Source organism: Mastigocoleus testarum BC008, from assembly GCF_001456025.1.
GTDB classification, from domain to species: Bacteria; Cyanobacteriota; Cyanobacteriia; order Cyanobacteriales; family Nostocaceae; genus Mastigocoleus; species Mastigocoleus testarum.
The window spans coordinates 16951-30406 of the sequence record NZ_LMTZ01000144.1 but is presented as its reverse complement, the minus strand read 5'-3'; the positions used below and the strand labels follow the sequence as shown (position 1 = coordinate 30406).

9 protein-coding genes are annotated in these 13456 nt (G+C 39.2%); 7 read left to right on the top strand and 2 right to left on the bottom strand.

Annotated elements, in window-relative coordinates; translation table 11 throughout:
• The first annotated feature begins 21 nt into the window (after window positions 1-21).
• The 3 genes from hsdR (at window position 22) to BC008_RS38685 (ending at window position 5853) form a co-directional block, all read left to right on the top strand.
• Window positions 22-2370 carry an EcoAI/FtnUII family type I restriction enzme subunit R gene (gene hsdR / locus BC008_RS38695; RefSeq protein WP_201026088.1) on the top strand — a complete coding sequence of 783 codons (2349 nt, stop codon included), beginning with the start codon at window positions 22-24 and terminating at the stop codon, window positions 2368-2370.
• A 160-nt stretch (window positions 2371-2530) separates the two neighbouring features.
• Window positions 2531-3985 carry a type I restriction-modification system subunit M gene (locus BC008_RS38690; RefSeq protein WP_027843565.1) on the top strand — a complete coding sequence of 485 codons (1455 nt, stop codon included), beginning with the start codon at window positions 2531-2533 and terminating at the stop codon, window positions 3983-3985.
• Between the two features lie 137 nt (window positions 3986-4122).
• Window positions 4123-5853 carry a restriction endonuclease subunit S gene (locus BC008_RS38685; protein WP_058183372.1) on the top strand — a complete coding sequence of 577 codons (1731 nt, stop codon included), beginning with the start codon at window positions 4123-4125 and terminating at the stop codon, window positions 5851-5853.
• Window positions 5854-5873: 20 nt separating this feature from the next.
• Here the strand turns inward: BC008_RS38685 and BC008_RS38680 are convergent, their stop codons facing one another.
• Window positions 5874-6767 carry a TniB family NTP-binding protein gene (locus BC008_RS38680; protein ID WP_082650506.1) on the bottom strand — a complete coding sequence of 298 codons (894 nt, stop codon included), beginning with the start codon at window positions 6765-6767 and terminating at the stop codon, window positions 5874-5876.
• Window positions 6768-6769: 2 nt separating this feature from the next.
• On the bottom strand, window positions 6770-7792 hold the full coding sequence (locus BC008_RS38675; protein ID WP_321170069.1) for a Mu transposase C-terminal domain-containing protein: 1023 nt from the start codon (window positions 7790-7792) through the stop codon (window positions 6770-6772).
• Window positions 7793-7906: 114 nt separating this feature from the next.
• Here BC008_RS38675 and BC008_RS38670 point away from each other — a divergent pair, with 114 nt between their 5' ends.
• From BC008_RS38670 to BC008_RS38655, 4 genes are read left to right on the top strand one after another with little or no spacing between them, the layout of a single operon-like run.
• On the top strand, window positions 7907-9013 hold the full coding sequence (locus BC008_RS38670) for a tyrosine-type recombinase/integrase (RefSeq protein WP_027845645.1): 1107 nt from the start codon (window positions 7907-7909) through the stop codon (window positions 9011-9013).
• The gene (locus BC008_RS38665) at window positions 9013-10485 is read left to right on the top strand and encodes a site-specific integrase (RefSeq protein WP_027845644.1); all 1473 of its coding nucleotides are present in this window, start codon (window positions 9013-9015) and stop codon (window positions 10483-10485) included. The genes BC008_RS38670 and BC008_RS38665 overlap by 1 nt, the downstream gene beginning before the upstream one ends.
• A complete protein-coding gene (locus BC008_RS38660; RefSeq protein WP_027845643.1) occupies window positions 10472-12499 on the top strand; it encodes a site-specific integrase in 2028 nt (675 codons plus the stop codon). The genes BC008_RS38665 and BC008_RS38660 overlap by 14 nt, the downstream gene beginning before the upstream one ends.
• A complete protein-coding gene (locus tag BC008_RS38655) occupies window positions 12492-13415 on the top strand; it encodes a DUF6262 family protein (protein ID WP_027845642.1) in 924 nt (307 codons plus the stop codon). Before BC008_RS38660 ends, BC008_RS38655 begins: the two co-directional genes overlap by 8 nt.
• The last annotated feature ends 41 nt before the right edge of the window (window positions 13416-13456 follow it).

Sequence of the window (13456 nt, the reverse complement as noted above, 5' to 3'; positions counted from 1 at the left end):
GCGTAAATATATAAATCTAATATGGCTGCAATCGACAAGAAATCTTTAAGCGAACCGGATATATGTACTAAATATATTACACCTGCTTTGGAAGAAGTTGGTTGGGATAAAATGACTCAACTCCGTCAAGAAGTACCTTTAACAAAGGGTAAAGTTTTAGTTCGCGGTCGATTGACTAGTAGAGGGAAAAGTAAACGTGCTGATTACATTCTTTACTACAAACCAAATATTCCTATTGCTGTGATTGAAGCAAAGAATAATAAACACAGTGTTGGGAGTGGAATGCAGCAAGCACTTGGGTATGCTGAGATGTTAGATGTTCCGTTTGCTTATAGTTCTAATGGTGATGCTTTTTTAGAACATGATTTTACTGGATTAACGGGTAAGGTTGAACAAGAATTAAGACTTGATAGTTTTCCTTCACCCCAGGAATTATGGCGACGTTATTGTGTTTGGAAGGGGATTGGGGAAGCTGAGAATCGGGTTGTTACTCAGGATTATTATTCCGATGGTAGCGGTAAGAAACCCCGCTATTATCAGTTGGTTGCTATTAATCGTACTATTGAAGCGATCGCGAAAGGTGAAAACCGAATATTATTGGTAATGGCTACTGGTACGGGTAAGACATTTACAGCGTTTCAAATTATTTGGCGGTTATGGAAGTCTCGTACTAAAAAGCGGATTTTGTTTTTAGCCGATCGCAATATTCTCATTGACCAAACTAAGACTAATGATTTTAAACCGTTTGGTAAGAAGATGACCAAAATTACCAAGCGTCAGGTGGATAAGTCTTATGAGATTTATTTGGCGCTTTACCAGGGGGTATCAGGTAATGAGGAAACTAAGAATATTTACAAGCAGTTTTCCCCTGAATTTTTTGATTTAGTAATTATCGACGAATGTCACCGGGGAAGTGCAGCAGAAGATTCGGCTTGGCGAGAAATTTTAGAATATTTTAGCAAAGCTACACAAATAGGTTTAACAGCTACGCCAAAAGAAACAGAGGAAGTTTCTAACATAGATTATTTTGGCGAACCGATTTATACTTACTCGCTCAAAGAAGGTATTGAAGATGGATTTTTAGCACCATATAAGGTGATTCGCATCGATATTGATAAAGATTTATCAGGATGGCGACCAACTGCGGGACAGCGTGATAAGTATGGTAAGGAGATAGAAGACCGGGTTTATAACCAAAAGGATATTGATAGAACTTTGGTTTTGGAAAGACGAACGGAATTGGTAGCTAAAAAGGTAAGTGAATTTCTCAAAACAACCAATGACCGCTTTGCGAAAACCATTGTATTTTGCGAAGATATTGACCACGCAGAACGAATGCGCCAAGCTTTGGTAAATGAAAATTCAGACTTGGTATTAGAAAATCGTAAGTACGTGATGCGAATTACTGGCGATGATAAAGAAGGAAAGGAAGAATTAGATAATTTTATTTTTCCAGACAGTACTTATCCGGTAATTGCAACCACTTCCAAATTGATGACTACTGGTGTAGATGCTCAAACTTGTAAGTTGATTGTTTTGGATAGACGCATTCAGTCGATGACTGAGTTTAAGCAGATTATTGGACGGGGAACTCGCATTAATGAGGAGTATGGTAAGTCCTACTTTACAATTATGGACTTTAAAAAGGCGACAGAATTATTTGCCGATCCCGATTTTGATGGTGAACCCGTACAGATTTACGAACCCAAAACAGATCATGACTCCATAGTTCCACCAGATGAGGAAGAAGACAATATTTCACCAGATGATGTAATTATCGACCCGCCAATTGTACCTGATGGAAAGCGTATTAAGTACGTAGTTGATGATGTAGAAGTTTCGGTGATTGCCGAGCGAGTTCAATATTACGGTAAGGATGGTAAGTTAATTACGGAGTCCTTAAAAGATTATACTCGCAAGACAGTTACCAAAGAATATAGGTCTTTAGATGACTTTTTGCGGCGTTGGAGCGAGTCAGAACAAAAGCAAGCAATTATTAATGAACTTCACGAACAAGGGGTAATTTTTGAAGCTTTGGAATCAGAAGTCGGTAAAGATTTCGATCCATTTGATTTAATTTGTCATGTGGCTTTCGACCGACCACCATTAAGTCGTAAAGAACGCGCTCAAAATGTCCGTAAACGGGATTATTTTAGTAAGTATGGAGACAAAGCCAAAGCGGTTTTAAATGCGTTATTGGATAAATACGCTTCAGAAGGAATTGAACAAATTGAAGGAATGGGGGTTTTGAAAGTTCCGCCATTCACAGAGTTAGCAACACCAATGGAAATTATTAAGCTATTTGGCGGAAAACAGAAATATCTGGAAGTATTGAGGGAGTTGAAGAGCGAACTTTATAAAGCTTCGTGATTTGGGGTGCGTTAGTTGCATAATTGACTTAATATTTTTGATTAGTATTATGATTCATGCACTGTAGCGCATCAAAAGCTAGTAAATAATGCAATAATGATGCGTTACGCTGTCGCCAACACACCCCACAATTTAACTTTTAACTCCTAACTTCTTAACTATGTCCATCAGCACAACCGTAAAAACCATCCAAGATATCATGCGTATTGATGAAGGCGTTGACGGTGACGCGCAACGCATTAGTCAGTTAACTTGGATGATTTTTCTCAAGGTTTTTGATGACAGGGAAACGGAATATGAGACTTTTGAGGATGATTATGTTTCGCCTTTACCGGAGGAGTTACGCTGGCGAAATTGGGCTGCTAATGCGGAAGGAATAACTGGAGATGAGTTACTAGAGTTTGTTAATAACCAGCTATTCCAGACACTAAAAAATCTTAATTTAGATGAGTTATCTGACCCCAAAAGGCGCATTATTCGAGATGCTTTTGAAGATGCTTTCAATTTTATGAAAAATGGCACTTTAATGCGCCAGGTGATTAATAAACTCAATGAAATTGATTTCAATAATTCTAAAGATAAGCAGCTTTTCGGGGATATTTACGAACAAATTCTCAAAGATTTGCAAAGTGCGGGGAATGCAGGAGAATATTATACGCCTCGTGCTGTAACGCAGTTTATGGTGGATATGCTTAAACCGCGTTTGGGTGAAAGAATTTTAGATCCTGCTTGCGGTACTGGTGGTTTTGTGACTTGTGCTTTGGAATTTTTGAAAAAGCAGATCAAAACTGTTGAAGATAAGGAGAAAATACAACGGTTAATTATGGGGGTGGAGAAAAAGCCTTTACCCCATCTGCTGTGTATTACCAATATGTTATTGCATGAGGTAGAAGTACCGGAAATTCGTCACGATAATACTTTGGCGCGTCCGCTGCGAGATTACAAACCCTATGAAAAAGTAGATGTAATTGTCACTAATCCGCCCTTTGGTGGGAAAGAAGAAGACGGGATTGAAAGTAATTTTCCTAGCGCTTACCGTACCAAAGAAACAGCAGATTTATTCTTAGTATTAATTATGCATCTGTTGGTTAATGGCGGACGAGCGGGAATTGTTTTACCTGATGGGACGCTGTTCGGGGAAGGTGTAAAGACGCGGATTAAAGAAAAGTTGTTAGACGAGTGCAATTTACATACAATTGTCCGCTTACCCAACGGTGTTTTTAATCCTTATACAAGTATCAAAACTAATTTATTGTTTTTTACCAAAGGTGAACCGACAAAAGAAATTTGGTATTACGAACATCCTTACCCACCTGGTTATAAATCATATTCCAAAACCAAACCGATACGTATTGAAGAATTTGCACCAGAGAAAGCTTGGTGGGATAACCGCCAGGAAAATGAGTTTGCTTGGAAGGTTTCGGTAGAAGAAATTAAAGCTAATGGCTACAACTTAGATATAAAAAACCCCTATCAGGAAAAAGAAAACCACAGAGATTTAGGGGAAATGTTAGCAGATTACCAGGAATTGATGGCAGGGTTAAGTGAAACGCGGAATTTGTTAAAAGCTGAGTTGATGTCGGCTTTGTCGAGAAATGATGATGGGATGATGTGATTATGTGATGTTAGGGAAGCGTTGCGTAAGCAATTGTGGTTATGCTCCGAAGCAAAAAATGAATTTTTTTTTCATCACCTCCTCACCCCATCATCTCCTCATCTCCTCATCTTCTCATCAATACTTCAATCAAAACTATGAATACAAAAACCTTCTTCCAAGACTTTGAATTATTCGCTGATGCGCCGAATGGAGTGGAGAAATTACGGGAATTGATTTTGCAATTGGCGGTACAGGGTAAGTTAGTTCCGCAAAATCCTGATGATGAACCCGCTTCGGTTTTGTTGGAGAAGATAAAGAAGGAGAAGGAACGGTTAATTAAGGAAGGGAAGATTAAGAGGTCGAAGTCTTTATCACCTGTTGATGTGGATGAGATAGCTTTTGGTTTACCACATGGTTGGGAGTGGGTGAGACTTGGAGAAGTAACAAGAAAATTGGGTGCAGGTAGTACGCCTAAAGGTGGAAAAAAAGTATATCAAAAAACAGGTATAAAGTTTCTACGTTCTCAAAATGTGTGGAATGATGGACTTCGTATAGAAAATGTTGCTTATATTCCACTGCAAATTCATCAACGAATGAGTGGTACTCATGTCGAACCAGGAGATATTCTTTTGAATATTACTGGTGCGTCTATAGGTAGAAGTAGTGTTGTTCCAGATAATTTTGATGAAGGTAATGTTAGTCAACACGTTGCAATTGTCAGGCTAATAGACAAAAGTATTAGGTGTTTTATTCACATATCTCTAATTTCCTCCTATGTACAAAATTTAATTATGGGAGTACAAGTTGGAATTTCTCGTGAAGGTTTAAGTATGTCGAGTCTCAAAGACTTCTTAATTCCTTTGCCACCGTTCCATGAAGCTAAACGTATCGTCGCCAAAGTAGACGCACTGATGAAACTATGCGACGAATTGGAAACACGACAGCAAAAAAAGCGCGATCGCATTCTCAAATTAGGACAAGTCGCAACTACCAAACTCATCACCCCCAGCACACCAGAATCCTTTAAACAGCACTGGAAAACTATCAGCGACAACTTCGACTTACTTTACAGCACCCCCGAAAATGTCAGTCAACTGCGTCAAGCAATCCTTCAACTAGCTGTCATGGGTAAGTTAGTTCCGCAAAATCCTGATGATGAACCCGCTTCGGTTTTGTTGGAGAAGATAAAGGAAGAGAAGGAAAGGTTAATTAAGGAAGGGAAGAATAAGAAGTCGAAGAAGTTACCACCTGTTGATGTGGGTGAGATGGCTTTTGAGGTTCCGCAGGGTTGGGAGTGGGTGAGGTTAGGAGAACTTACAATTTTTGGTCCTAGAAATGGATATTCTCCAAAGCCTGTTGAATACCTTACATCAGTAAAAACTTTAACCTTAAGTGCTACAACGTCGGGAAAATTTGATAGCCAACACTTCAAATATATAGACAAGCAAATCGAGCCAGATTCACACTTATGGCTCGAGAATCAAGACCTTCTTATTCAAAGAGCAAATAGTCTCGAATATGTTGGTGTAGCTGCTATTTATAAAGGTAATGCTAAAGAATTTATTTATCCTGATCTAATGATGAAAATACGTTTTCCAAAGTATTTGGATATAAATTATTTATACCAGACAATCAATAGCAAAAGTTCAAGAAGATTTTTAAGAGAAAGAGCATCTGGTACTTCAGGTAGTATGCCAAAAATAAATCAATTGACAGTGAATAGTCTGCCAATTCCTTTACCATCCCTCACCGAACAACACCGCATCGTCACCAAAGTAAACCAACTGATGAAACTATGCGATGAACTAGAAGCGAAGCTAACCCAGTCCATCAGCGATAGAGATAAATTGATGTCAGCAGCAGTGCGTCAGGTTTTAGCAGCGTGAAAATTAATCAAATCACACCCTTATAAAGAACTTTGTGCAGCTAAGGGAGTTCCATCAATTCTTTTATCAAAATCTAAAACATGATTTTTCTCTGCTTTAGTTCGTAATTCTGATAACACTTCACCAATTTTACCAATTTGATGAATAACTATTTGCCCTTTATTTTTACCAGAAGCTTCTAGAACCAACATCCCGAATTCTTCCCAGTCTTCAATTAAGTAAAGCTGAGAATCCACAAACACTAACTTAGATGTGAATAAAGAAGGTTTATATTCTCTTTCCTCTAAAAAACTGATTACCTTTCGTATTTCTTGCAATGACAGCTTTTCTCGAGCCCGAAAGCGGTTGTAAACTTGCTCATCACGCTTGATTACCGTATCTAGACGGTCAGTCCCTACCAAAATTACGGGAATTTCCAATTTATCAAAAATATCACGTACCTCTGCAAAAGTTTTAGGTTTGAGACGGTCAGCTTCATCAATAATTACCATTTCTACCGCACAACTTTTTAATACGTGGAAAGCCCTGTTTCTAATCTCTGCGACTGTTCCTTTGACTGCTTGGTACTTCAAATATTCGAGAATCATACTGAATAATTCCCTTGCACCGCACTCTTGGGGAATTTGAATATAAACAACAGGAACAGTAGGGGGTTTTCCATATTTTTGCTTGGGCTTATGCCTTAACCTGTAAGCATCACAACCCATTGTTTTACCCGTTCTCGATTCACCTACAACCCTTCCAGACTGACGTGATTGACGCTTTCCTTCCAGCCAGTCATGAAGATTTTTGACTTGCTCTAAAGGCACAAAAGTCTTGCGGTTTAAACGTTGAATTTCTGCTTGAAGTTTTTCATTATTAGCAGGAATTGCACCCAACTGTTTAGCAACTACCTGAGCTTGTTTATCTGTCATTTTTAAAATCCGTAATCTTCTCGCATTTGTTCGTAATCAAAAACCTCCAGCATTTCTGCTCCTGGCTTGCTTTCATTTGCTGTCACTTCTACTTCTTCCTCCACCTCAACAGGTAAAGGTTGCTTAGTTTTTTTCAGTTCGGCTTGTTCCGCTTTCTGACGTTCTTTTTTAGTTTTCTTTTTAGTGACAAAAGTTTCTCGCTCCCTGACTTCTGCCAAAATTGAGCGATTACTGATTGTTTTACCGACCTCCCGTATCTTGCGGCTAGTAGCTTTCGCCTCATCTAGAGACAGTTCCTCTGTTTCCAAATCTTGAGCATAAGCGCGGGCGAGAAATACCTCTTTACCCCTTTCTTGGCGATAAACCAAAATGGTTGTGATATCTCTGGGGTCATAACGTAATACAACACTTTCACCTGCATAACCTGCTAAAAGGTCACCTCTGTATGTCAAATTTTCAAATTGTAAATACCCACCTCTATAGATTGAACGCCGGGTTTGCTTCATCAAACAAATATCCAAATCCCGTTGTGAAAAAGTATTAGGAGTCGCAATTAAACCAGCTTCCCACCTTTGCAAACGAGTTTGATCGCCAGAACGAGCATCAATACTCTGGTTATATTTATCTACAATGAAGCGTACTAGCAACTTCTCCAACTCCCGTAAATTTATACAAGCTTCCTTCTCTGCTTCTTTGGGACGTTGTTGTACATTTGACCCTGTATATCCGGGCAAAGTAGAAAATAATTCAGTGTTAAAAGTTCCAAAAGGACGTTCAACTATTCCACCTTCTGAAGGGCGATCGCGCAAATGACAAACGAACCCTAATTGCACGCCAATTTGCTGCAAATGATTGGAACGAAAATCTTTACCACCATCAGTATAAAAGTGCTGTGGTAAGCCATAAGTACCCCATTCTTCATGGAGCCCGTATTCAGAGTCATAATGTTTGGGCATTATTGCATGACGCAACCCCAAAGCCACAACCTCAGAACTTGGTGCATCAAAACCTAAGTTGATGCCCATAATACATCTGTTACAACAACAGCAAAAATGATTTCTACAAAGTAGAAACAACAACAACAATTCCTCCAAAAACTCTGATACAATAGAATAAATAAGGTATTGACAACGTAGAAATTGATTAAGGTAGAAACAGCAATAGACCCTCAAACCGGTGAGCAGTTTCGATGCGTCTTTGATACCCAAAGCAATTTACCCGTAGAACCAATTCAAAGATTTCTAAATTACTGCCACAAGCGAGGATTAGCCGCGAATACAGTCAGCACCTATGCTTACCGACTCGTTGATTTTTGGCGTTGGCTCGAATACAAAGTATTGGATTGGACTGAAATTGGTTTGGATGAATTGGCAGATTTCGTTAATTGGTATCTTCTTGGGGGTGAAGTTGAAGTTATTAGTCAAGAAGTTGGAGAAAAAGTCTCAAAACGAAGTCCTCGAACTGTCAATCAGGCAGTAACGGCAATTCAAGAACTATACTCCTTCCATGCACTTGAAGGTCGAATTGATCAAAAACGATTTACCAAACTAGCTCATGGTCGAGGTAAGAGAGGAGGTTTTCTTAGAGGAATTGTTAAAAGTAATCCTCAACAACGTAAACGAATTAAACTCAAACAACCCAAGGCTTTCCCTGGTTGTCTAAAAGATGAGGAAGTTGTGAGGTTAGTGGAAGCTTGTAAGACTTATAGAGACAGACTAATCCTAATGTTATTGAGAGAAACAGGAATTCGCCGAGGTGAATTATTAGGTCTTCATCTAGAAGATGTTGAAAACTTGGACGTCAATGGACGCATTCGGATTGTTCGGCGTAGTAATCCAAATCAGGCTTGGGCTAAGGGAACAGAGCGAGAAATCCCAATTCTCAACAATATGAAAAATGTTCAACAAACATTTGAGGCTTATTTACTAGAAGAATATCCGCCCCAAGCCGAGCAGTTGGAACATGGAATGCTCTTTGTCAACTTAGAAGGGAAAAATATTGGACATCCCATGTCTGCAACCAGACTAAACAAGTTATTCGACCAACTGTATTCCCGAACAGGAATTAAGGCGCATCCGCATTTACTCAGGCACACAATGGCAACTAGAATGCTTCAGTCAGGGTATCTCGACGGTTATGTACAACAGCTTTTAGGACATAAATCAATTACAACAACTAAAGACATTTACAGCCATATTTTAGATCAGATGACTTTAGAAACTTACTTACAAAGTGAGAGTGACTAATGAGAGCACAATTATCTGTTGAAACACTACACCAGCAGGTACAAAACTCCCAACTGGATAGGAAAATTATTGATAACGTTTTGATGGAGCAGGATATATGGTTGCTTACAACACTTGGCTATACTGAACAAGAATGCCGAATTCGTGGAAATCACTATCTTTACTTCACAAAGTTTACTTTGCCATGGCTAAAACTGTTGGCAAAGCTAACAGCCAAAGCAGCAGTCAGAGAAGGTCACTCACTAGGTCGAGTAGCACTCATAGTGAATATTTTAAAGCAGTTGGATAATTTTTTACTAGAAGTTGGATGTACCCAACCTCAAACTGTGACTGACCCGCTTTTGCAACAGTTTATAAGCCAGAGTAATAGTAGATACAGAAGGACAACTATACTCTATGCAACCAAACTATGGGCAGAAGAACAATGGCTCAAACTTTCATATACTCCTCGTAAAGTCAAACAATCTCACCCAAAAATCGAGACAATTCCAGAAGAAGTGTTGTATCAAATCTACGAGAAGTTTGACCTATTTCCACCAACTCTAGAAAGATTATTTCGGTTGCAATTGGTGTTGGGGTGTCGAATTGGAGAAATGTTAACGATGCCACGCCAATGCCTTAAGTTTGAAGGTAATCATTGGTTTTTGTTACGTTGGGTACAAAAACGTAAACACTGGCGATTCTCTCAAATTCATCCATTAGTAGCCCAATTAGTCCAAGAACAACAGCGGTTCTTAAACAATCAATTCGGTGATAATTGCGATTTTGAAAATTTGTTCTGCAAAACTTCTGCTGCACTAATGGATGGCGCTAAAGCAGGAGGGAGATTTCAAGTAGAACCAGTCTATATCCCACAAGTAATCACTTATTCATCTATATGTGAATGGTTAAAAAGCTTTAGTCAAGTAGCTTGTTTAAAAGACAAATATGCCAATAAATTCTACTTAACCAGCCATATGTTCCGTCGCACTAAGGCTAGTATTATGGCTCATTGTGAAGCAGAAGATGAATACATAGCAGCCGTTCTAGGTCATAGCTCTTTGGATATGTTGCCTCATTATCGTCAACATTCCCTTGTTCGGTTAGAGAAAGAAGCTCAAACTAAAGGTTATGTGGATATGTACGGTCGAATTACCACAATCAAACCCAAAAAACTGCGATATGAAAGATTGGCTGACTTACTGAAAGTCAGCACTCCCCTAGGAGAATGTCACCGTCCTACGATGCTAGGAGACTGTCAGTATCGCTACGCTTGTTTGGGCTGCATTCACCATCGGGTCACTTTATTCGACAAGCTATCCTTAGAAGCTGACATCAAAAATTTAGAACAAGACTTAGAACAAGCTCAGATTGCAGAAAAACAAAGGCGGGTAACTGAAATCCAACGTTTATTACAGCTACTAAACAACCGTTTGCAAGGCTTGAGAGAACTAGAAAATTTTATAGAAGATGACGCTAATGGGAGCACGTAGGTATCCAGCTATCTCTATACACCCAACTCTACACCAACCTCTATTCGTAGACTGGAAACGGGAATATCATGACGAATTTCGTTGTCCCCATTGCCAAACAGGTAGATTTACAGCATTCCAATATCGTCAAAATGCTACTTGTAAGTTTAGTGTTAGGTGTAACTCTTGTAGAAAAGAGATTCGCCTAACTTGTAAGGTTCCTGGTGTTGAGCGTAAACATCCACCAATTTCAACTCACCCAACTCTTGATGGCAGATTACAAATTAACTGGAAACAAGAATATCAAGGGGAATTTAGTTGTCCACGTTGTCAATCGGGACAACTCAAATACTTTATCCACCAGAAGAATCTAATGTGTAATCTTGCTTTAAAGTGTAAGTCTTGTCGCAAAAACACTAATCTTACTTGTAAAGTTCCAACTCAAATTTTTAACTACGCATCCAATATAAGTTGCCCAAATCCCCTCTGCACTCAATTGGGACCGGATGGACATAAAGGATGGATTTATCGGATAGAACATCAAATTAGCCCCTACAAATGCTACTTCTGCCACATCTGCTTCAACCCTGAATCAAAAGATTCCTCTAGCTGGGTTGGTAGTCACAATCAGCTTTTACCCTTTTGCTTTGAGGAGGACATTTGGGATTTACGACATTTCTATCAAAATCCTACTGCACAAACTCTCAAGTTTGCCACTATTAAATCTCAGTGGTATCGCTTAGTCTTAAAGAAATATTTTTATTCTTTGCTTGAGAGCAAAGTTTATAACTCTGTTACGAACATTATAAACTCCCAGATAACTCTGCGCCAATTTGGTCTGATTGTAGAGCAACGAAAATTACAACATCCTCACGATATTACTCGGGAAATAATGTTGTCTTTTTTCGACCTTTGTCAGACTAATAAAACAAGTACATTCCACAAAAAGCTATCTGATTTAAAAAACTTTTTTGACTGGTTGGATTTGAACACATCATACCTGCTTCGTCGTCGCGATTTTCCCAAAATTAGAAAGGATGATGTTGACTGGCTAGATGAAATCACACGCAAAGCAATCAAACAAAACTTAAATAAGATCCCTGCTCCAATTGCTCGTCATTATTTAGTACAAGAATATACGGCTGCTCGTACAGGGGATATCTGTCAAATAGCTTTTGACTGTTTAGTAGAAGAAGACGGCAAGTGGTATATCAAGTTTTACCAACACAAAGTAAATCGTTGGCATCAACTACCTGCTACCCGTGAAATCAGACAGATCATTGAAGAACAACAAAATTGGATACAACAAACTTTTGCACCGGATTATTCCTATCTTTTCTGCCATTTTCGGGTGATAAGAAAGCTTTCTTACCCAGATTTTCCCAATATGAAACCTTTACCAAAACCCCCTAGAGTAGATGTAAAAAATAATCCAATGGTTCGTATCATTCGCTGGCTTATAGAGCAAGAAGATATCCGTGATGCTAATGGTCAACCTCCTCTTTTCACTGGCAGGATTACCCGTTCGAGTCGTTTACAAGAAGTTCGAGCTAAACATGGTATAGAAGCTGCCCAACTTTATGCTGACCATGTTAGAAGTTCTACCACATTCGTTCACTATACTCCACCTACAAGGGAGCAGGTCGCCTCTGTAGACTTGCCCTTTCAGGCTTTACTAATGAATCCTGACAACCGTTTTCTCCCTTGGCAGAGTTTACCAGAAAGTTTATTGAAGAATCCTAAAGCCCATGAACTTGACATGGAAATTACCCCAAGGTTAGTCGTTTATGGTCACTGCAGTCTCGACCCAAAAACTCCCTGTCCTTATAATCTTTATCCCAAGTGCTATGGCTGTAGCAGTTTTCGTCCCAGTACAGAAAAACTGCCCCTCTATCAGCGTCAATATTCAGCAGAGCAACAACGAATGCAAAAAGCTCAAGCAATAGGAGCAGAACTTGCTTATGAAGAAGCTAAAACAACTATTGAAGCCATGGATAAATGGTTAAATGAACTATTGAGGTTGGCAAATGAATAAAAAACTCGATCGAGAAAAACAAACTGCCGTACTTGTTCAAGCTCAAAAGCAACGCAAACAGAAGAAAAGAGAACAAGTATTGTGTGCTATCCAACATCTACAAAATAGCGGTCAACCTCTCACTTTCCCTAACATCGCACAAATCGCAGGTTGTTCTGTTTCCTACCTCTACAAATGGCCCGAACTCAAGGCTTACATCCACGATTTGCAAAATCACAAAACAACCCACCACAAGGAACTAGAGAAAAAACAACCCGGACCACACAGTCTCAAAACACTTCATCAAGTTTCAAAACAACGGATTCGAGAACTGGAAGCGCAAAATCAGGAGTTAAAACATCAAAACCAGGTGCTTAGAGGTCATGTTGCTGAGATATTCGAGCTACGCTCGGAGTGTGAGCGTTTACGGGCGCAAATACTCAAATTGACCCAACCATCCCATAATCCAAAAGTCGTTCCGATTCAAACTAAGCCACATCGAGCTTCTAACACTGGCAATGACAACCTACCACAAGCAATTGTTCAATCAATTCAACAGATGGGTATTAAGCTTGGAGTTCGCTTGCAACAAGAGATAAACAAGCATGACCCTAACATTGTTGAACTTGCGATTAAAGCATTCGAGCAATACCGCAGCGTAAACGTTGTCAATAATCCTGGGGCTTGTCTTCTGGCAATGATCCGTGATGAGGCACAACCTAATGTTCCCACTCAACAAGCTACAAAATTAGATGATGAATTTGACCGTTGGTACAGTGAAGCGATTGAAATTGGCTTTTGTCAAAATCTCCCCAAAAATTACTTGCCAACACAAAATGGCAAATTAATGGTCAGAGTTGTCAGAGATGATCTACCTGCTCAATATCAGTTAATGTTTTGGCGAGAAGCAAAAGCTGTTATGGAACAGAAAAATTAATTTTAGTGGCGTTACATTGTAGAATATTATGCCAAGACCTA